Consider the following 19,161-nt stretch of genomic DNA (forward strand, 5'->3'; position numbering starts at 1 on the left):
CTGACGCCTACAGGGTGCGTCGTAACCAGTACAGGGATGGTCGCATCCAGTGTCGGTAACGTCGTTTACAGCTTTTTTCAGCCCGTTTTGCCCCGCTGATCCGCAAAAAAACGGCGAAAACACTGCGTAAGCGGCTTGCGGCGCTGGCGGGCATGAGTGCGTCGGTGTGAGACGTTGAGCGACATGACAAAAGCCTGATGATGCGGCCATCTCGGCGGATTGCAGCTTGAGCGTAGCAGCTCCGTCACTGGGCGCTTTTGCGCCTGGAGCAGGCACATCCAGGAGTTCAGCAGTAATGGCTATCAGCGTTTTCGACTTGTTCAAAATCGGCATCGGCCCTTCCAGTTCGCACACCGTGGGGCCTATGCGCGCCGCGGCGCTGTTCGTGCAAGGTTTGCGTGAACAGGGTCTTTTGGAACAAGTAAGGCGTGTCGAAGTTCAGCTTTATGGTTCGTTATCTGCCACCGGCATCGGTCATGGCAGCGACAACGCGGTGATCATGGGGCTGATGGGCGAGTGGCCGGACGCGATCGATCCGTCGCAAATCGGCATCCGCATCGAGACCCTGCGTGAAACCGACACGCTACTGCTCGACGGTCGCTTGTCGGTTCCGTTCATCTGGGCCCGGGACATGCGCCTGATCGACGAGAACCTGCCGTTCCATCCCAACGCCATGACTCTGGTTGCCGAAGGCGATCACGGTGAACTGCATCGCGACACCTACTATTCCATAGGCGGCGGTTTTGTCGTCGATGAAGCACAGGCTTCCAGCGGCGTGGTGGATCTGGATAGCACCGTGCTGCCTTACGACTTCTCCAGTGCCGTCGAGCTGCTCAGTCTCTGCAAGCAGCACAACCTGCGCGTTGCAGAGCTGATGATGGCCAACGAGAAAGTCTGGCGCAGCGAAGAGGAAATTCGCGCCGGCCTGATGAAACTCTGGCGCGCGATGCAAGATTGCGTGGAGCAAGGCCTCAAGCACGAAGGCATCCTGCCCGGTGGCCTGAATGTGCGTCGTCGCGCGGCCAAACTGCACCGCAGCCTGCAAGAACTGAACAAGCCCAACGTGATCGGCTCGACCTTGAGCGCCATGGAGTGGGTGAACTTGTTCGCCCTGGCGGTCAACGAAGAAAACGCTGCTGGCGGGCGCATGGTTACGGCGCCGACCAACGGCGCGGCGGGGATCATTCCGGCGGTGTTGCACTACTTCATGAAGTTCAGCGAGGCAGTGACCGACGCCAACGTGGTCGATTACTTCCTCAGTGCCGCGGCGGTGGGGATTCTGTGCAAGAAGAACGCCTCGATTTCCGGTGCCGAGGTCGGTTGCCAGGGTGAAGTCGGTTCGGCCTGCGCCATGGCGGCGGCTGGGTTGGCGGAGATTCTGGGGGCCACACCGGAGCAATTGTGCAACGCGGCGGAAATCGGCCTGGAACACAACCTCGGCCTGACCTGCGACCCAGTGGGTGGCTTGGTGCAAGTGCCGTGCATCGAGCGCAATGCGATTGCCGCGGTGAAAGCGATCAACGCGGCGCAGATGGCGCTGCGGGGCGATGGTCAGCACTTTATCTCGCTGGACCGGGTGATCCGCACCATGCGTGATACCGGTGCCGACATGCACGACAAATATAAAGAGACATCGCGCGGTGGGTTGGCGGTTAGCGCCGTTGAGTGTTGAGACCGGGTTGACCCCATCGCGGGCAAGCCCGCTCCCACAAGGATTTGTAGTGTGTATTAGTTCTTCGTCACACAAAAATTCCTGTGGGAGCGGGCTTGCCCGCGATAGCGCCAGACCAGTCAAAACTGCGCGCTAATTGAGCACCCGATTCAAAACGCGCCACCTTTTAGCGCGTCGCAAACAGGTAAGCCTGTCTCCCCCAGTCAGGGATCCAATTCAAGCCTGACCGTCCGTCACCTGTGCTTGCGGTGACACTCTCCCCAGGAGCGTCGCAGCCCTGTTCCCACAAGTGCTACCGATTTGCTCACAGGCAACGGGGTAGCGGGTTTGCGGCCTCTAATGGCACTTATGACCTCTTATCTCTGCGCGCCATATCTAGACGCATCGCGACGTCGTTTTCAGGAGTTATTGAACACGCATTCAAGTTTAGGCATGGCAATTGCTCTGTCATTACAAAGCCCGTCTCCCACGCGAGAACGATGGCAATAAAAAGAGCCTCCGCCTGAGGCCATCACCCGCTTTGTGTGAGGAGATACCGCGATGACGACGTTCAACTCCGGGGCCCAACCCCAGAACCGTGCGCCTCAATCCATCGGCTTTTTGCTGCTGGACAATTTCACGCTTATTTCTCTGGCCTCTGCAGTAGAACCTCTGCGCATGGCCAACCAATTGTCCGGCCGCGAGCTGTATCGCTGGACCACACTCACCGTCGATGGCGGTCAGGTCTGGGCCAGTGACGGACTGCAAATCACCCCCGACGCCTCCATGCACAAAGCGCCTCCCCTGGACACTGTCATTGTCTGCGGCGGCATCGGTATTCAGCGTACTGTTACCCGTGAACACGTGTCGTGGCTGCAAAGCCAGGCGCGTCAGCACCGTCGTCTCGGCGCGGTCTGCACCGGCAGCTGGGCCTTGGCTTGCGCGGGCCTGCTGGACGGTTTCGATTGCAGCGTGCACTGGGAATGCCTGGCGTCGATGCAGGAAGCTTTCCCGCGGGTGGCCATGAGCACCCGTCTGTTCACCCTCGATCGCAACCGTTTCACCAGCTCCGGCGGCACCGCGCCGCTGGACATGATGCTGCACCTGATCAGCCGCGATCACGGTCGTGAACTGTCGGCCGCGATCTCGGAAATGTTCGTCTACGAGCGCATCCGCAACGAGCAGGATCACCAGCGCGTGCCGCTCAAGCACATGCTCGGCACCAACCAGCCGAAGTTGCAGGAAATCGTGGCGTTGATGGAAGCCAACCTCGAAGAGCCGATCGACCTCGACGAACTGGCGGTGTACGTCGCTGTTTCGCGTCGTCAGCTGGAGCGGTTGTTCCAGAAATACCTGCACTGCTCGCCGTCGCGTTACTACCTGAAACTGCGCCTGATCCGCGCTCGGCAACTGCTCAAGCAAACGCCGATGTCGATCATCGAAGTGGCGTCGGTATGTGGTTTCGTGTCTACGCCACACTTCTCCAAGTGCTACCGCGAATACTTCGGCATTCCGCCGCGCGACGAGCGCGTGGGTTCCAACACCACGCAACAAGTGGCGATGATGCCTCTGCCGCAAGCGCTGGTGCTGTCGCCATTGTCCGGGCCGCTGTCGGCGTTGAGTCAGGCGCGTAATGAATCGACGTTTGCTAGCGTAAGGCTGTAGACCAGGCAAACTTTTGTGGCGAGGGAGCTTGCTCCCGCTGGGCTGCGAAGCAGCCCCAAAACCGGTATATGCGGTCGTTCAGACAATCCGCATTCGCTGGTTTCGCGACCGCTTCGCGGTCGAGCGGGAGCAAGCTCCCTCGCCACAAGAAGCCGCTCAGTGCTGAAAGTCAGGCGCTACGGCTTTGCTGATACTCCGCCAGCGCCGGCAGCAATTGTTTGTCGATCGCCTGGCGCACGGCCGGCAGGATGGTCGCGCTGCTGGTGTACATCTGCTTCACCATAGTGCGCAGCGTCATCGCCCGCTCATCGTTCAAGCCTCGCACCGCACACTCGCAAGCCTGTTCGGCTGTAGAGCCATTCGGCACTTGAAAACCCAACGATTTCAGCTGGCCCAACAGGTCTTCCTGGTCAATCAAATCGGCGTGCATCATGACGCAATCCTTCTTCAGGGAACGGTGTCGTGGCTCGATTCTGGTAGGGGCTGGGGATGGCGGCAAGGACGATTTGTCGCAATGGCCGCAATACCTATGAACAGGTCGTTTTCGGCTAACTTGCCCTGCATGGGAATGGGCACACTGGATTCAGCTGGCTTCACGAAGGTTTGGTCACCCTCGCGCAACAGCTCCTCAACAGTACCCTCCTCAGCTCCGATCCTGTCACGGCTTGATCGGGGTTTTTTTTGCCTGTGAATCCAGAAGTCCAGTGTTGTCGGTGCGGACGCCATCGCGGGCAAGCCACGCTCCCACAGGTTTGGCACCGTTCACCAAATCTACGGTAACCCCGATTCTGTGGGAGCGTGGCTTGCCCGCGATGAACGATGACGCGGTCTACCGTTGCAACACCAAAATCCGCGACAGCAACTCATCCCGGTCGACATAACACCCCTGGAAATGCCGGGCACCGGTAGCGGGGTCAAACGCATTGCGGGCATGAAGGGTACGGCGGTTGTCGAAGCACCACAGCTCACCGGGGTTGAGCCGGGTCATCACCCGGAAGCGCGCCTCGCGGGTCATCGCAATGAAGCGTCGGTAAGCGCGATACAGCTTGGGCATCTGCTCGACTGAAGCATCGAACGGCCCACGCAGAAAGTTCGCCATACGGATTTCCGACACCTGCCCGAAAGCATCCAGGGCGATGATCGGCGCCAGGCAACGGTAGTCGCTGTGACGGTCTTTATTGCGGAACTCCACGGGAATTTCACACAAGGCTTGAAACGCCTCGGGATCTTCCCGACGCAAGGCTTGGGCGATGGCAAAACCGTCGACGAAAATGCTCTCGCCACCGTCGGCGTCATTGACCAGGCAATGCAGAAATTGCAGCCCCGGTTGCAACTCCCGGGTCGGCAGGTCGCTGTGCAGCGGCAGGTTGAAGGCGGTGTAGGCATTGCTGTCGGCGTCGGCCTTGGATTGCACGTTGAACAGCACACCGAAATTGCTCTCACGGATGAACGAAATCCGTTGGGCGATCAGCTTCAGCGAGCCCGGCTCAGTCGGTACGCCGCGAACCTGGGTCAGGCCGATGTCGCGCACGGCCAGCAGCCATTGCAGCAAGGCATCGTTGTTGTCCATCAACGCCTGATAGTCGAACACCGGCAGCTTCAGCTGGCTGTCCCACAGCTTGCTTTTCGGTTTGGCAGCCCGGCGTTCGGCGCGGGTTTCGTCGTCATAGGCGTGAGCTCGCAGCCAGCCCGGGTCGAAGCGGCTGAGATGGCCGTCCTGCCAATCGACACACAGACAACCTTCGGCATCGATTTGAGCGCTGTCGGGGATCAGACTTTCCGCGACATCGACGATTTCCAGCACTTGCTCGCGGGTCACCGAGTAGACGCACTGCGGGCACGGGCAGTTATCCCGTAGCCATTGATGATGAAAAGGGCTGACCCGACCGTCCGCCCACTGCACTTGAATGCGGTCCGCCAGGGTGTGCACGGCGGTCAACGCGCTGATCAACGGGTAGGTGCGGAAATCGGCAAAAGCGGCGACGGTGTTCATGACGAGCTCCTTGTTATTTTGGTAAAGCTATCACTCGGCCGATGAAGGCGGGGGCGGGCAGGTCGGCTTGCTCGGCAACAATGGCTTGCAGCTTGCTCAAGGTTTCCTCGCTGAACGGTGCGGATCGCGGCCCGGCAAGATCGACGTGCAACAGCATTTGTTCATTGCCCGCCAGCTCCTTGTCACCGCCCACCAGATGCAGGCTGTGGTAGAGGTGCAGGCGCTTGCGGTCATGGCCGATGATCTGGGTGTGCACTTCGACGTCGGCATCGAGCTTCACTTCGTGCAGGTAGTTGAGGTGCAGCTCGAGGGTGAACAGCGAATTGCCGCTGGCTTCGCGGTTGTTGCTGTCCATGCCCAGTCGATCCATCAGCGCGTCGGTGGCGTAGCTGAAAATCAGCAGATAGAAGGCATCGCGCAGGTGGCCGTTGTAGTCGACCCAATCGGGGATGATTTTGGTTTGGTAGGTGGTGAGGGTGGGCATGGTGAGTGATCCAACGTTGGTGGTGTCTGGGCTGCCGCTATCGCGGGCAAGCCCGCTCCCACAGTGATTTGAGGTGGATATACAATCTATGCCACTCAGTAGATCCCTGTGGGAGCGGGCTTGCCCGCGATGAGGCCAGACCTGCTGGCCCCTGACTTGGTTTATTCGCTGAACGCCATGCCATGTTTGGCCTTTGTGGTCTTCACCGCCTCCAGCACTGCCAGCAAGCAATCATCACGATAGCGCTCCAGCGCCGAGATGCTGTGCTTACCCAGTTGATCACTGGTGCCATCCACCACGTCATCGATCAATTTGTCGGTCAGCTCCGGTGCCGGCAGATAGGTCCAGGGCAACTGCAACGCCGGCCCGAATTGCGCCATGAAGTGCCGCATGCCCGCGTCGCCGCCCGCCAGGGTGTAAGTCAGGAAAGTACCCATGAACGACCAGCGCAGGCCCGCGCCAAAACGAATCGCATCGTCGATTTCACCGGTGGTCGCCACACCGTCGTTAACCAGATGCAGCGCCTCACGCCATAGCGCTTCGAGCAAACGGTCGGCGATAAAACCGGGTACTTCCTTGCGCACATGCAGCGGGCGCATGCCCAAGGATTCATAGACTTTCATTGCCGCTTGAACCGCTTGCGGCGCGGTATTTTTGCCACCGACCACTTCCACCAGCGGCAGCAGGTAAACCGGGTTGAACGGGTGCCCGACCACGCAGCGTTCCGGGTGCGTCGAGCTCTCGTAGAACTCGCTCGGCAACAGCCCCGACGTACTGGAACCGATCAAGGCATTGGGCTTGGCCGCCGCGCTGATTTTGCTGTGCAATTCCAGTTTCAGCTCCAGTCGTTCTGGAGCGCTTTCCTGGATGAAATCCGCGTCGCGAACGCATTCTTCGATGGTGGTAACAAAACGCAGACGATCCTGCGACGCGCCGGGTGCCAGGCCTTGCTTCTCCAGCGCGCCCCAGGCATTGGCGACGCGTTTGCGCAGCGCCGCTTCGGCACCGGGCGCGGGGTCCCAGGCCACCACGTCGAGGCCGTGGGCGAGGGCGCGGGATACCCAGCCGCTGCCGATGACACCGCTGCCCAGGGCTGCGAAGGTTTTGATATCAGTGATAAAGCTCATGGTCACTTCCTAAAGGTCTTGGAAAACCCTGTGGGAGCGGGCTTGCCCGCGATGGCGGTGTTCCATTCACAGAACATGTGGCGGATGTACCGGCCTCATCGCGGGCAAGCCCGCTCCCACAGGTGTGGTGTAGGTTCGGGTTAACCGCGCTTGGTCAGGCCCATTTTTGCCCGGCCTTCAGCTGGGGTCAGAACACGGGCGCCGAGGCGGCTGAGGATTTCGCTGGCGCGCTCGACCAGTTGGCCGTTGGTCGCCAATACGCCCTTGTCCAGCCACAGGTTGTCTTCCAGACCGACCCGCACGTTGCCGCCCAGCAACACCGCTTGCGCCGCCATTGGCATTTGCATGCGACCAATGCCAAACCCGGCCCAGACCGCATCGGCCGGCAGGTTGTCGACCATGGCTTTCATGGTGGTGGTGTCGGCCGGCGCGCCCCACGGGATGCCCAGGCACAGCTGGAACAACGGGTTATCCAGCAGGCCTTCCTTGATCATCTGTTTGGCGAACCACAGGTGACCGGTGTCGAAGATTTCCAGCTCAGGCTTAACGCCTAGCTCTTGAATGCGTTTGGCGCCAGCACGCAGCTGCGCCGGGGTGGACACGTAAATGGTGTCGCCATCGCCGAAGTTCAGGGTGCCGCAATCGAGCGTGCAGATTTCCGGCAGCAGTTCTTCGACGTGGGCCAGACGGGTCAGCGGGCCGACCAGGTCGGTGTTCGGGCCGAACTCCATCGGGTTCTCGCCCGCGCCGATTTCCAGGTCACCGCCCATGCCGGCGGTGAGGTTGACGATGATGTCGACGTCGGCCTCGCGGATACGCTCCATCACTTCGCGGTACAGCGCCACGTCACGGCTGAACTTGCCGGTTTGCGGGTCGCGAACGTGGCAGTGAACCACGGTGGCGCCAGCCTTGGCGGCTTCCACGGCGGCCGCGGCGATTTGTTTCGGGGTGACCGGCACGTGTGGGCTTCTGGCGGTCGTGTCGCCAGCACCGGTGAGTGCGCAGGTGATGATGACGTCGTGGTTCATGAGGCGGTTCCTTACAGGCGTGATTTTTGGGTGTGGCTCAGGGCGTGACGATTCCGTTCGCAGCCCGGTCGGGCTGCGAATCGGTGGTTCATTTCAGGTTTATTTACTGGTCAGTTTCAGGTTTTCAGCCGCCGGTTTGCCGTCGAAGGTGGTCACGCCTTCGAGCCAGCGTTGCTTGTCTTGCGGGTGATCTTTCAGCCATTGCTTGGCCGATTCGAAAGCGTCTTTGTGATCGAGCAACGGCTGCATCATCCGGCTCTCGTCTTCGGCGGTGTAGGTCAGGTTGCTCAGCAAACGACCAATGTTCGGGCATTGCTCGGCGTACTTCGGCGCGGTGACCGTCCAGACGGTGGCCATGCCTTCGTTCGGGCCGAGGGCGTCTTCGCTGCCGGTGAGATAAGTCATTTGCACGTTGACGTTCATCGGGTGCGGCGCCCAGCCAAAGAACACCACGGCTTCCTTGCGCCGCACGGCGCGATCCACCGCCGCGAGCATGCCGGCTTCGCTGGACTCGACCAGCTGGAACTTGCCCAGGCCAAACTGGTTCTTGGCGATCATCGCCTTGATCTGAGTATTGGCGCCCGAGCCAGGCTCGATGCCGTAGATCTTGCCGCCCAGTTCTTTTTCGAACTTGGCGATGTCGGCGAAGGTTTTCAGGCCTTTGTCGGCGAGGTAAGTCGGCACGGCGAGGGTGGCGCGGGCATCCTTGAGGCTTGGTGCCTCCAGCACTTCGACCTGCTTGGCATCGACGAACGGGGTGATGGTCTGGGTCATCAGCGGGTTCCAGTAGCCCAGGAACAAGTCCAGGCGCTGGTCGCGAATCCCGGCGAAGATGATTTGCTGGGAGGCGCTGGTTTGTTTGGTGTTGTAGCCGAGGCCGTCGAGCAAGACCTGGGTCATGGCGCTGGTGGCGATCACGTCGGTCCAGTTCACTACGCCCATGCGCACGTTCTGGCACGACGCGGGTTCGGCCGCCATGACGCTGGCGCTCAAGAAAGCGGTACCGCTGAGTGCAAGAACACAGCTGCTGATCAGTCGTTTCATGTCGGGTTCCTCGGCAGGTCGTTATTGTGGGTTCCGGTGTCTGATGCGCCGGTGATGCCAAGTTACGCAGCAAAGCCCCCGTGAAAGCGCACTGCGGCGACCAGCTCTTGCACTGCAGCGACCTGAGCCCTTGAATGCCGGTTGCAAGTGGCGTATCAACGTCCACACGCTAACCGCCCTCTCGTTACCTGGCCTCTTTTTACCTGCTAAGCGAGTGCGCTCCATGTCCCAGGATTTCTACTTCTTGTTGATGCCGGGTTTTTCGGCGATCGGTTTTATCTCGGCCATCGAGCCGCTGCGGGTCGCCAATCGCTTTCGCGGCGAGCTGTACCGCTGGCATGTGTTGAGCGCCGATGGCGGGGCGGTGTTGGCCAGTAACGGCATGTCGGTCAACGCCGATGCAGCGCTGGAGCCCCTGAAGAAAGGCGCGACCTTGCTGGTGGTCGCCGGTTTCGAGCCGCTGAAGTTCACCACCCCGGCCCTGGAGCACTGGTTGCGCCGCCTGGATAACGAAGGCGTGACCCTCGGCGCCATCGACACCGGCAGCTTCATCCTCGCTCAAGCCGGTCTGCTCGATGGCCATCGCCTGACCTTGCACTGGGAAGCCATCGACGCCTTCAAGGAGTCTTATCCACAGCTCAGCGTCACTCAGGAGCTGTTCGAGATCGACCGCCGACGCATCACCTCTGCCGGCGGCACGGCCTCCATCGACCTGATGCTTGACCTAATCGGCCAGGCCCACGGCCCGGAACTGGCGATCCAGGTCAGCGAACAATTCGTACTCGGGCGCATTCGCCCGCGCAAAGACCACCAGCGCATGGAAGTCGCCACGCGTTATGGCATCAGCAACAAGAAACTGGTGCAGGTGATCGGGGAGATGGAGCAGCACAGCGAACCGCCGCTGAGTACGCTGGCGCTGGCGGAATCGATCAAAGTGACCCGGCGTCAGTTAGAGCGGTTGTTTCGCCTGCATCTGAACGACACGCCGAGCAATTTCTACCTGCGGTTAAGGCTGGAGAAGGCGCGGCAGTTGCTGCGTCAGACGAACATGAGTGTGTTGGAAGTGAGCATCGCATGCGGGTTTGAATCGCCATCGTATTTCACCCGGAGTTATCGGGCGAGGTTTGAGCGGTGCCCGCGTGAAGACAGGCGTACCGCCCAAGCGTAATTCTGACGACACCGAGAAACCTGTGGGAGCGGGCTTGCCCGCGATGAGGCCGGCACATTCAATGTTGATGTTGACTGACACACCGCCATCGCGGGCAAGCCCGCTCCCACAATGATCTGTGTTGATGAGAGAAAATGTTACTTCTTCATCAAGGCCGAGCACGCCGCCTTGTACGCCTCATGCTGATACTTGTTCAGCGTCTCCGGCAGTGCAAAATCGAACTTCTTGTTCTGCGCATTGATGGTCTGCGGCGACAGCAGCGTCACCTCGCAATTTTCCAGCAGCTGGAAAATCCCCTCTATCTTGAACGTAGTCGGCCCACCGGCGAACTCGCCTTTCTTGCTGCGCTTCTTGATCGCGATCCGGTCGATTGAGTTCTCACGAACGAACGACGCCACCTGAGCGGCGAAGACTTTGACGTTGGCGGCTTCGTCGTCCTCGTCGAGGGCGATTTTCCTGGTGGCGAGGGCGACGTGACTGAGCGCCTGACCGTCGAGGGAGGCCACGGCGATGATCGCTTCGCTGCCTTTGATTTCGATGCCGCAGATTTTCATTTCAATCCCTTTTCCTGATGCTGGCGTTCAGCTTACAACTCTAGTTGGCTGGCGGTGATGCCAAAAGCTGCGGCAATTTTTTCACGGGTTGACTTGCGGGGCTTGGCGACCGTCTCTTGCTGGGCGAAAGCCGGTTGGGAAATGCCCATGCGTTTGGCAACTTCATCCTGCGTAAGGTTCAGGTGTTCGCGCCAGGCGCGAATAGGCGTCGCACCATCGACGATGCGACTGACCACTTCGTGTGGGATCAGATCGGGCGCGATCTTCTGCGCCACATACTGCGCGTAGGGAATGACCACGAACGCCGGTTTTCCCTCCGCGTCGTTGATGATTTGAATCTCAGTAGGTGCGTTCATCGCGTTTTTTGACCTCTTGAATACTGACCACTTTGATCGCGCCATCCCAGTCGAACATGACCCGATAACTACCGACTCGCAGTCGATAGGCGTAGTCATGACCGACCAGTGCTTTGACGTTGCCTACATCAGGCATGCCAGCTAGCGCCGTGATGGCATCACGAACCTGGATCTGATGAACGGAATGCAATTTCAAGAGCTGCTTAACGGCCTTTCGAGTCCAGTGAATGCTGTTCATGGAGAATATAAGTCTTTTATAAGATTTTGCGAATCTTTACTTATATTTTTCAGGTGGCCAATAAACGAAATTTGTCGGGATGTTGCTCGAAAAAACTGCTTTAACCCTTACCCGGCGGGAGTTGTAGGTTTGCTCGGTGAAACCTGTGGGAAAGGTCTTGATTGAAGGTAAAAGCTGGTAGGGCTACCAGCTTTCGACGGACGATTCAGGATCACTCCTGCCCAATCGACTCCAAAAACTCCGACCGCTCGTCACTCATGCGCGCTATGCAATCATTCTGCGCAATGGTGAACGCTTTGCTACCGCTGGTCGCCGGAAATGCGTCCACTGCGCAATCGGCATCCCGGGTTTTCAGCCATTGCTGTTGTGCGGTTTTGATTTTGGCGGTGATGTCGGTCAGTTGCGCCTTGTTGTTGCCGTAAAGCGTTTGCATGCGCTCGGTCAGGCTCTGATAGTTGTCGCTCAGCAGCTGTTCGGCGGTGGTTCTGCTGTAGGCCGAGCATTCCAGGGTCTGGATTTCGTTTTCGACGGCGTCGCAAGGGTTGTCGTCGGCCTCTTCAGCTGCGTGTACGCCAGTCGCTATCAGTGCCAAAGCCAGGAAGATCGATTTCATTGCGTCGCCGCCCTTAATTCAGTGATTACACCCAGTGATGCGGCGAATTCTGGCCCAAGCGGGCGGTGTTGGATAGGTAGGCAATGACGCCTGTTGACGACCCTTTGTCGCAGATTGACGCTTTCGGCAAACCCCCTGTCGTTTTTGCACCCGGCTACCCCTGCACCGAGGCATATGCTGGCCCCAAAGCGCCGGCACACGATTCGGCGCATGAATCGCTAATAGGGGACAGCCTGATGAGCCCAGCCGAATTGCACGCCGACAGCATCGTTATCGACGGGCTGATTATTGCCAAGTGGAACCGCGAGCTGTTTGAAGACATGCGCAAAGGCGGTCTGACCGCGGCCAACTGCACCGTGTCGGTGTGGGAGGGCTTCCAGGCCACTGTCAACAACATCGCCGCCAGCCAGAAGCTGATCCGCGAGAACAGCGACCTGGTGATTCCGGTGCGCACCACCGCCGATATCCGCAAGGCCAAGGAGCAGGGCAAGACCGGTATCCTCTTTGGCTTCCAGAATGCTCACGCGTTTGAAGACCAGATCGGCTACGTTGAGGTGTTCAAGCAGCTGGGCGTCGGTATCGTGCAGATGTGCTACAACACCCAAAACCTGGTCGGTACCGGTTGCTACGAGCGAGACGGTGGCCTGTCGGGTTTCGGTCGTGAAATCGTCGCTGAAATGAACCGCGTCGGCGTCATGTGCGACCTGTCCCACGTCGGCTCGAAAACGTCCGAAGAAGTCATCCTCGAATCCAAGAAGCCGGTTTGCTACTCCCATTGCCTGCCGTCGGGTCTGAAAGTACACCCGCGCAACAAATCCGATGAAGAACTGAAGTTCATTGCCGATCACGGCGGTTTCGTGGGTGTGACCATGTTCGCGCCGTTCTTGGCCAAGGGCATCGATTCGACCATCGACGACTACGCCGAAGCGATCGAATACACCATGAACATCGTCGGCGAAGACGCCATCGGCATCGGCACCGACTTCACCCAGGGCCATGGCCAGGACTTCTTCGAATACCTGACCCATGACAAGGGCTACGCCCGCCGTCTGACCAGCTTCGGCAAGATCATCAACCCGCTGGGCATCCGCACCGTGGGCGAGTTCCCGAACCTGACCGAGACCCTGCTCAAACGCGGCCATTCCGAGCGGGTGGTGCGCAAGATCATGGGCGAGAACTGGGTGAACGTCCTCAAAGACGTTTGGGGCGAATAAGCCACCGCATTTCTGAATCCTTTCCCCCGGCCGTCCGTGCCGAGGGCAACACCAAAATTTTTCTGGAGTTAAGTTTCCATGGCCAAGATCGCCCCGCAATTGCCAATCGAAGTCGACAGCGAAACCGGTGTCTGGACCTCCGACGCCCTGCCGATGCTGTATGTGCCGCGTCACTTCTTCGTCAACAACCACATGGGCATCGAGGAAGTGCTGGGCGCCGACGCCTACGCCGAAATCCTCTACAAGGCCGGCTACAAGTCCGCCTGGCACTGGTGTGAAAAAGAAGCTGAATGCCACGGCCTGGAAGGCGTTGCAGTGTTCGAGCACTACATGAAGCGTCTGTCGCAACGCGGCTGGGGCCTGTTCAAGATTCAGGACATCGACCTCGACAAAGGCACCGCCAGCGTCAAGCTCGAACACTCCGCATTTGTCTATGTGTACGGCAAGGTCGGGCGCAAGGTCGACTACATGTTCACTGGCTGGTTCGCCGGTGCCATGGACCAGATCCTGGCTGCTCGCGGCAGCAAGATCCGCACTGTCGCCGAACAAGTCTACGGTGGCTCCGAAGAAGGCCACGACGACGGTTTGTTCACCGTCAAGCCGTTGTAAGTCGAGGACCCCGCCATGGCTTTCGAAGCAATGTTCCAGCCGATCCAGATCGGCAAACTGACCATCCGCAACCGCGTGCTCAGCACCGCGCACGCCGAGGTCTACGCCACCGACGGCGGCATGACCACCGACCGGTACGTCAAGTATTACGAAGAGAAAGCCAAGGGCGGGATCGGCCTGGCGATTTGCGGCGGTTCCTCCAGCGTGGCCATCGACAGCCCGCAAGGCTGGTGGAAGTCGGTCAACCTGGCCGACGACCGGATCATTCCGCACTTCCAGAACCTGGCCGATGCCATGCACAAGCATGGCGCCAAGATCATGATCCAGATTACCCACATGGGTCGTCGTTCGCGCTGGGATGGCGAACATTGGCCAACCCTGCTGTCGCCGTCGGGCATCCGTGAACCGGTGCACCGCGCGACCTGCAAAACCATCGAGCCGGAAGAAATCTGGCGGGTGATCGGCAACTACGCAAGCGCAGCCGCGCGGGCCAAGGCCGGTGGCCTGGACGGCGTCGAATTGTCTGCCGTGCACCAGCACATGATCGACCAGTTCTGGAGCCCGCGGGTCAACAAGCGTACCGATGAATGGGGCGGCAGCTTCGAAAACCGCATGCGTTTCGGCCTGGAAGTGATCAAGGCTGTGCGCAAGGAAGTCGGTCCGGACTTCTGCGTCGGCATTCGTCTGTGCGGTGACGAGTTCCACCCGGACGGCTTGTCCCACGAAGACATGAAGCAGATCGCCAAGTACTACGACGACACCGGCATGATCGACTTCATCGGCGTCGTGGGCTCGGGTTGCGACACCCACAACACCCTGGCCAACGTTATCCCGAACATGAGTTATCCACCGGAGCCATTCCTGCATTTGGCCGCCGGTATCAAAGAAGTGGTGAAGGCCCCGGTGCTGCACGCGCAGAACATCAAGGACCCGAACCAGGCAACCCGTATTCTGGAGGGCGGCTACGTCGACATGGTCGGCATGACCCGCGCCCACATTGCTGACCCGCACCTGATTGCCAAAATCAAAATGGGTCAGGTCGACCAGATCAAGCAATGCGTCGGCGCCAACTACTGCATCGACCGTCAGTACCAGGGCCTGGACGTCTTGTGCATCCAGAACGCCGCGACTTCCCGTGAATACATGGGCGTGCCGCACATCATCGAGAAATCGACCGGTGTGAAGCGCAAAGTCGTGGTGGTCGGTGCCGGTCCCGCCGGGATGGAAGCGGCTCGCGTGTCGGCCGAACGTGGCCACGACGTGACCCTGTTCGAGAAGAAAGAATTCATCGGCGGGCAGATCACTACGGCGTCGAAAGCTCCACAACGGGACCAGATCGCGGGTATCACTCGCTGGTTCCAGCTGGAACTGGCGCGCTTGAAAGTCGATCTGCGCCTGGGCGTGGCGGCGGATGCGGCGACTATTCTCGACCTGCGTCCTGACGTGGTGGTGCTCGCCGTTGGCGGCCATCCGTTCCTGGAACAGAACGAGCACTGGGGCGCGGCTGAAGGCCTGGTGGTCAGCAGCTGGGACATCCTCGACGGCAAGGTTGCGCCGGGCAAGAACGTGCTGGTCTACGACACCATTTGCGAGTTCACCGGGATGTCGACGGCCGACTTCCTTGCCGACAAGGGCAGCCAGGTCGAGATCGTCACCGACGACATCAAACCGGGCGTGGCCATCGGCGGTACGTCGTTCCCGACTTACTACCGCAGCATGTACCCGAAAGAAGTGATCATGACCGGCGACATGATGCTGGAGAAGGTCTACCGCGAAGGCGACAAGCTGGTGGCGGTGCTGGAAAACGAATACACCGGCGCCAAAGAGGAGCGGGTGGTGGATCAGGTCGTCGTCGAAAACGGTGTGCGTCCAGACGAAGAAATCTACTACGCCATGAAGGAAGGCTCGCGCAACAAAGGCCAGATGGACATCGAAGCCCTGTTCGCGATCAAGCCGCAACCTTCGTTGAGCCAGGCGGGCGACGGCTACTTGCTGTTCCGCATCGGCGACTGCGTGGCCCAGCGCAACACCCACGCGGCGATCTATGACGCGTTGCGGTTGTGCAAAGACTTCTAACGGCTTGCACATGACCTTGTGGGAGCGGGCTTGCCCGCGATAGCGGTGGGTCAGTCAATGCAGATGTGACTGACAAAATGCAATCGCGGGCAAGCCCGCTCCCACAGGAACCGAGTCAGGCATCTCGACCTGCAAGACCCTGCGGTCTTTGGGAGCTCCACATGTTGAACACCCTTCTTCCAATCCTGTTGTTCGCTGCCTTGGGCCTGGCTGTCCTGGGCGCGTTGCGGCGGGTGGCTATGTGGCGTCAGGGCCGGGCGTCGAAAGTCGACCTGATCGGTGGCCTGTTCGCCATGCCCAAGCGCTACATGGTCGATTTGCACCACGTCGTCGCGCGGGACAAATACATCGCCAACACCCACGTCGCCACGGCCGGTGGTGCGGTAGCGTCCATTGTGCTGGCGATTCTGGTTCATGGTTTTGGCCTGCATAACCGCATCCTCGGTTATGCGCTGCTGCTGATGTCGGCGGTGATGTTTGTCGGCGCGATCTTTATGTTCCTGCGCCGTCGCAACCCACCGGCCCGGTTGTCCAAAGGCCCGTGGATGCGCCTGCCGAAGAGCCTGATGGCGTTCTCGGCGTCGTTCTTCCTGCTGACCCTGCCGGTGGCGGGCATCCTTCCGGAAAACTTCGGTGGCTGGGTAGTGGCTGCGATCCTCGGCGTCGGTGTGCTGTGGGGCGTTAGCGAACTGTTCTTCGGCATGACCTGGGGCGGACCGATGAAGCACGCCTTCGCCGGTGCATTGCACCTGGCCTGGCACCGTCGCGCCGAACGCTTTGGCGGCGGTCGTTCCACCGGCTTGAAGCCGCTGGACCTGAATGACCCGAACGCGCCACTGGGCGTGGAAAAACCCAAGGATTTCACCTGGAACCAACTGCTCGGCTTCGACGCCTGCGTGCAGTGCGGTAAATGCGAAGCCGCGTGCCCGGCGTTCGCCGCGGGCCAGCCGCTGAACCCGAAAAAACTGATTCAGGACATGGTCGTTGGCCTGGCCGGTGGCACCGATGCCAAGTTCGCTGGTAGCCCTTATCCAGGCAAAGCAATTGGCGAACACGGTGGCAATCCGCATCAACCAATCGTCAACGGTCTGGTAGACGCTGAAACCCTGTGGTCCTGCACCACTTGCCGTGCCTGCGTCGAGGAATGCCCGATGATGATCGAGCACGTCGACGCCATCGTCGACATGCGCCGCCATCTGACCCTGGAAAAAGGCGCGACCCCGAACAAGGGCGCCGAAGTCCTGGAAAACCTGATCGCCACTGATAACCCTGGCGGCTTCGCGCCGGGCGGGCGGATGAACTGGGCGGCGGATTTGAACCTGAACCTGCTCAGCGAGAAAAAATCCACCGACGTGCTGTTCTGGGTCGGCGACGGTGCCTTCGACATGCGTAACCAGCGCACCCTGCGTGCCTTCGTCAAAGTGCTGAAAGCGGCCAAGGTCGACTTTGCGGTGCTGGGGCTTGAAGAGCGTGACAGTGGTGACGTGGCCCGACGTCTGGGCGATGAAGCGACCTTCCAGCTGTTGGCCAAACGCAACATCCAGACTTTGGCCAAATACAGCTTCAACCGCATCGTCACCTGCGACCCGCACAGTTTCCACGTGCTGAAAAACGAGTACGGCGCCTTCGACGGCAACTACCTCGTGCAGCACCACAGCACTTACATGGCGGAGATCATTGGCGAAGGCGCCCTGAACCTCGGCCAGCACAAAGGCAGCAGCGTGACCTATCACGACCCGTGCTACCTCGGCCGCTACAACGGCGAGTACGAGGCGCCGCGTGAAGTACTGCGCGCCCTGGGCATCGAGATCAAGGAAATGCAACGCTCCGGTTTCCGTTCGCGCTGCTGCGGCGGCGGTGGCGGTGCACCGATCACCGACATTCCGGGCAAGCAACGGATCCCCGACATGCGCATGGAAGACATCCGCGAAACCGGCGCCGAACTGGTGGCCGTGGGTTGCCCACAGTGCACCGCGATGCTCGAAGGCGTGGTCGAACCGCGTCCACTAATCAAGGACATCGCCGAACTGGTGGCCGACGCCTTGCTCGAAGACGCCGCGCCGGGAAAGCCTTCGGCACCGGCCAAACGTGAACCTGCGGAGGTGCATTGATGAGCGACATTATCCGCCGCGACCCACGCGCCGAATGGATCGCCCGCAACCGTCTGCACCCGCTGCACGCGGCCATGCAACCGGCGCAACATAGCTGGATGGGGCCTAACGGTGTCATCCGCAAGAACCCTCACGGGATCGGTTTTATCGGCCCCAACGGCATCAAGCGAATCGACCGCAGCGGCGCTCAGCAGGGCGGGGCGACCAAACGCTCGGCGGCGGTTGAAGTGCAATTGCCGCTGCATCAAGTGGCTGCACCTGCGTTCTACATCAGCGTGGTGCCGGACATGGTCGGCGGCCGCTTGAGCAGCCACGACCGCGACTTGCTCGGCCTGGCCCATCAGTTGGCCGGCAAGGACGGCGCGGTACTGGCGGTGGTCTTCGGTGAGCACAAGGAAAACGCCTTCGCCACGGCGGGCGTTGACCGCTTGCTGGTGCTTGAGGGCGACGAATTCAGCGGTTATGCACCGGAACAACGGGTCCAGGGCCTGCGGGCTGTGGATAACCAGTTCAGCCCCCGTCACTGGTTGCTGCCGGACAGCCGCAGCGGTGGCGGCGAACTGGGTCGACGCTTCGCCGCGGCACTGGGCGAACGCCCGGCCACGCGGGTCTGGCAGGTCAAGGAACAGGAGTGCATCGGCCGCGCCGGTGCTGGTTTGCAAGACCTTGCGCGTCCGGTCGCCCGCTTGATTCTGGCCGCTGCCGAATGCGCCGAACCGGTCAGCGAAACCCGTCACGAAGCCCTGCCAGTGGAGTTATCCACAGCAGTCGCCCGCAGCCTGTCGCGGATCGAAGATCTGGGCGCGGTGGCGGTGGACCCGGCGGCGATTCCGATGGCCGAAGCGGAGTTCATCTTCTCCGGCGGCAACGGGGTCAAGGACTGGGGACTTTTCCACAGGACGGCCGAGGCGTTGGGCGCGACCGAAGGTGCGTCGCGGGTGGCGGTGGACGACGGTTTCATGGCTCGCGACCGTCAGGTCGGTGCGTCCGGCACTTGGGTGACGGCACGGGTTTACGTGGCGGTGGGCATTTCCGGGGCGATCCAGCACCTGCAAGGCATTGGTGCCTGCGACAAGGTGGTGGCGATCAACCTCGATCCTGGCTGCGACATGATCAAACGGGCCGACCTGTCGGTGATCGGTGAGAGCGCCGAGATTCTTCAAGCCTTGATCGATGCGGTAGAGGCTTACCGCAATGAAGCCAAGCGCGATGCGGCTTAAGGAAAGGAAA

18 protein-coding genes are annotated in these 19,161 nt (G+C 60.3%); 8 read left to right on the plus strand and 10 right to left on the minus strand.

Going from position 1 to position 19,161, the window contains the following annotated elements; translation table 11 throughout:
* Positions 1-295: 295 nt before the first annotated feature.
* Together AB7M26_RS07775 and gbdR are read left to right on the plus strand one after the other, a co-directional pair.
* Positions 296-1,672, plus strand: coding sequence for an L-serine ammonia-lyase (locus tag AB7M26_RS07775; RefSeq protein WP_123497247.1), 1,377 nt, complete (start codon positions 296-298; stop codon positions 1,670-1,672).
* Positions 1,673-2,212: 540 nt separating this feature from the next.
* Positions 2,213-3,316 (plus strand): choline metabolism transcriptional regulator GbdR, encoded by a 1,104-nt coding sequence (gbdR, locus tag AB7M26_RS07780; protein ID WP_008072536.1) that lies wholly within the window; start codon positions 2,213-2,215, stop codon positions 3,314-3,316.
* Positions 3,317-3,485: 169 nt separating this feature from the next.
* On the opposite strand, the gene AB7M26_RS07785 is transcribed toward gbdR, so the two are convergent.
* From AB7M26_RS07785 to AB7M26_RS07810, 6 genes are all read right to left on the minus strand, one after another.
* Entirely contained in the window at positions 3,486-3,749 is a 264-nt protein-coding gene (locus tag AB7M26_RS07785) for a hypothetical protein (RefSeq protein ID WP_017341203.1), read from the minus strand.
* Positions 3,750-4,145: 396 nt separating this feature from the next.
* Positions 4,146-5,309 (minus strand): gamma-butyrobetaine dioxygenase, encoded by a 1,164-nt coding sequence (locus AB7M26_RS07790; protein ID WP_123497251.1) that lies wholly within the window; start codon positions 5,307-5,309, stop codon positions 4,146-4,148.
* Between the two features lie 13 nt (positions 5,310-5,322).
* Positions 5,323-5,793, minus strand: a complete 471-nt coding sequence (locus tag AB7M26_RS07795; RefSeq protein WP_123497253.1) for a thioesterase family protein — start codon at positions 5,791-5,793, stop codon at positions 5,323-5,325.
* A gap of 161 nt (positions 5,794-5,954) precedes the next feature.
* Positions 5,955-6,920 (minus strand): L-carnitine dehydrogenase, encoded by a 966-nt coding sequence (locus AB7M26_RS07800; RefSeq protein WP_123497255.1) that lies wholly within the window; start codon positions 6,918-6,920, stop codon positions 5,955-5,957.
* Between the two features lie 140 nt (positions 6,921-7,060).
* Positions 7,061-7,948, minus strand: coding sequence for a BKACE family enzyme (locus AB7M26_RS07805; RefSeq protein ID WP_007907535.1), 888 nt, complete (start codon positions 7,946-7,948; stop codon positions 7,061-7,063).
* Between the two features lie 99 nt (positions 7,949-8,047).
* Positions 8,048-8,992, minus strand: a complete 945-nt coding sequence (locus AB7M26_RS07810) for a choline ABC transporter substrate-binding protein (protein WP_007907536.1) — start codon at positions 8,990-8,992, stop codon at positions 8,048-8,050.
* A 223-nt stretch (positions 8,993-9,215) separates the two neighbouring features.
* Between AB7M26_RS07810 and AB7M26_RS07815 the strand changes: the two genes are divergently transcribed.
* A complete protein-coding gene (locus AB7M26_RS07815; protein WP_123497257.1) occupies positions 9,216-10,160 on the plus strand; it encodes a GlxA family transcriptional regulator in 945 nt (314 codons plus the stop codon).
* A 137-nt stretch (positions 10,161-10,297) separates the two neighbouring features.
* On the opposite strand, the gene AB7M26_RS07820 is transcribed toward AB7M26_RS07815, so the two are convergent.
* From AB7M26_RS07820 to AB7M26_RS07835, 4 genes are all read right to left on the minus strand, one after another.
* Entirely contained in the window at positions 10,298-10,714 is a 417-nt protein-coding gene (locus tag AB7M26_RS07820; RefSeq protein ID WP_008008110.1) for a DUF3010 family protein, read from the minus strand.
* Between the two features lie 32 nt (positions 10,715-10,746).
* On the minus strand, positions 10,747-11,070 hold the full coding sequence (locus tag AB7M26_RS07825; protein ID WP_123497259.1) for a helix-turn-helix domain-containing protein: 324 nt from the start codon (positions 11,068-11,070) through the stop codon (positions 10,747-10,749).
* A complete protein-coding gene (locus AB7M26_RS07830) occupies positions 11,054-11,308 on the minus strand; it encodes a type II toxin-antitoxin system RelE family toxin (RefSeq protein WP_123497261.1) in 255 nt (84 codons plus the stop codon). Before AB7M26_RS07830 ends, AB7M26_RS07825 begins: the two co-directional genes overlap by 17 nt.
* A 211-nt stretch (positions 11,309-11,519) precedes the next feature.
* Positions 11,520-11,921, minus strand: coding sequence for a lysozyme inhibitor LprI family protein (locus AB7M26_RS07835; RefSeq protein WP_123497263.1), 402 nt, complete (start codon positions 11,919-11,921; stop codon positions 11,520-11,522).
* Positions 11,922-12,157: 236 nt separating this feature from the next.
* Here AB7M26_RS07835 and AB7M26_RS07840 point away from each other — a divergent pair, with 236 nt between their 5' ends.
* The 5 genes from AB7M26_RS07840 to etfA all read left to right on the plus strand — a co-directional run bounded on the left by AB7M26_RS07840 (position 12,158) and on the right by etfA (position 19,151).
* Entirely contained in the window at positions 12,158-13,135 is a 978-nt protein-coding gene (locus tag AB7M26_RS07840; RefSeq protein WP_007907542.1) for a dipeptidase, read from the plus strand.
* A gap of 78 nt (positions 13,136-13,213) precedes the next feature.
* Positions 13,214-13,744: a DUF5943 domain-containing protein gene (locus AB7M26_RS07845; RefSeq protein WP_007926354.1), complete on the plus strand. Its 531-nt coding sequence runs from the start codon at positions 13,214-13,216 to the stop codon at positions 13,742-13,744.
* 15 nt (positions 13,745-13,759) lie between these two features.
* Positions 13,760-15,820 carry a dimethylglycine demethylation protein DgcA gene (gene dgcA / locus AB7M26_RS07850; protein ID WP_007907545.1) on the plus strand — a complete coding sequence of 687 codons (2,061 nt, stop codon included), beginning with the start codon at positions 13,760-13,762 and terminating at the stop codon, positions 15,818-15,820.
* 161 nt (positions 15,821-15,981) lie between these two features.
* Positions 15,982-17,931, plus strand: a complete 1,950-nt coding sequence (gene dgcB / locus AB7M26_RS07855; protein ID WP_008008116.1) for a dimethylglycine demethylation protein DgcB — start codon at positions 15,982-15,984, stop codon at positions 17,929-17,931.
* Complete coding sequence (gene etfA, locus AB7M26_RS07860) at positions 17,931-19,151, plus strand: electron transfer flavoprotein subunit alpha (RefSeq protein ID WP_123497267.1); 1,221 nt, start codon at positions 17,931-17,933, stop codon at positions 19,149-19,151. The genes dgcB and etfA overlap by 1 nt, the downstream gene beginning before the upstream one ends.
* Positions 19,152-19,161: the final 10 nt, after the last annotated feature.

This window comes from Pseudomonas sp. F-14 TE3482, assembly GCF_053629455.1.

Excerpts from the sequence above, each read along its gene's own strand:
- AB7M26_RS07825 (WP_123497259.1), bottom strand. The coding sequence starts at position 11,070 with ATGAACGCACCTACTGAGATTCAAATCATCAACGACGCGGAGGGAAAA.
- AB7M26_RS07810 (WP_007907536.1), bottom strand. The coding sequence starts at position 8,992 with ATGAAACGACTGATCAGCAGCTGTGTTCTTGCACTCAGCGGTACCGCT.
- etfA (WP_123497267.1), top strand. The coding sequence starts at position 17,931 with ATGAGCGACATTATCCGCCGCGACCCACGCGCCGAATGGATCGCCCGC.
- AB7M26_RS07800 (WP_123497255.1), bottom strand. The coding sequence starts at position 6,920 with ATGAGCTTTATCACTGATATCAAAACCTTCGCAGCCCTGGGCAGCGGT.
- AB7M26_RS07840 (WP_007907542.1), top strand. The coding sequence starts at position 12,158 with ATGAGCCCAGCCGAATTGCACGCCGACAGCATCGTTATCGACGGGCTG.
- AB7M26_RS07815 (WP_123497257.1), top strand. The coding sequence starts at position 9,216 with ATGTCCCAGGATTTCTACTTCTTGTTGATGCCGGGTTTTTCGGCGATC.
- AB7M26_RS07775 (WP_123497247.1), top strand. The coding sequence starts at position 296 with ATGGCTATCAGCGTTTTCGACTTGTTCAAAATCGGCATCGGCCCTTCC.
- AB7M26_RS07785 (WP_017341203.1), bottom strand. The coding sequence starts at position 3,749 with ATGATGCACGCCGATTTGATTGACCAGGAAGACCTGTTGGGCCAGCTG.
- AB7M26_RS07835 (WP_123497263.1), bottom strand. The coding sequence starts at position 11,921 with ATGAAATCGATCTTCCTGGCTTTGGCACTGATAGCGACTGGCGTACAC.
- AB7M26_RS07845 (WP_007926354.1), top strand. The coding sequence starts at position 13,214 with ATGGCCAAGATCGCCCCGCAATTGCCAATCGAAGTCGACAGCGAAACC.
- AB7M26_RS07830 (WP_123497261.1), bottom strand. The coding sequence starts at position 11,308 with ATGAACAGCATTCACTGGACTCGAAAGGCCGTTAAGCAGCTCTTGAAA.
- dgcB (WP_008008116.1), top strand. The coding sequence starts at position 15,982 with ATGTTGAACACCCTTCTTCCAATCCTGTTGTTCGCTGCCTTGGGCCTG.
- AB7M26_RS07790 (WP_123497251.1), bottom strand. The coding sequence starts at position 5,309 with ATGAACACCGTCGCCGCTTTTGCCGATTTCCGCACCTACCCGTTGATC.
- AB7M26_RS07795 (WP_123497253.1), bottom strand. The coding sequence starts at position 5,793 with ATGCCCACCCTCACCACCTACCAAACCAAAATCATCCCCGATTGGGTC.
- dgcA (WP_007907545.1), top strand. The coding sequence starts at position 13,760 with ATGGCTTTCGAAGCAATGTTCCAGCCGATCCAGATCGGCAAACTGACC.
- AB7M26_RS07820 (WP_008008110.1), bottom strand. The coding sequence starts at position 10,714 with ATGAAAATCTGCGGCATCGAAATCAAAGGCAGCGAAGCGATCATCGCC.
- AB7M26_RS07805 (WP_007907535.1), bottom strand. The coding sequence starts at position 7,948 with ATGAACCACGACGTCATCATCACCTGCGCACTCACCGGTGCTGGCGAC.
- gbdR (WP_008072536.1), top strand. The coding sequence starts at position 2,213 with ATGACGACGTTCAACTCCGGGGCCCAACCCCAGAACCGTGCGCCTCAA.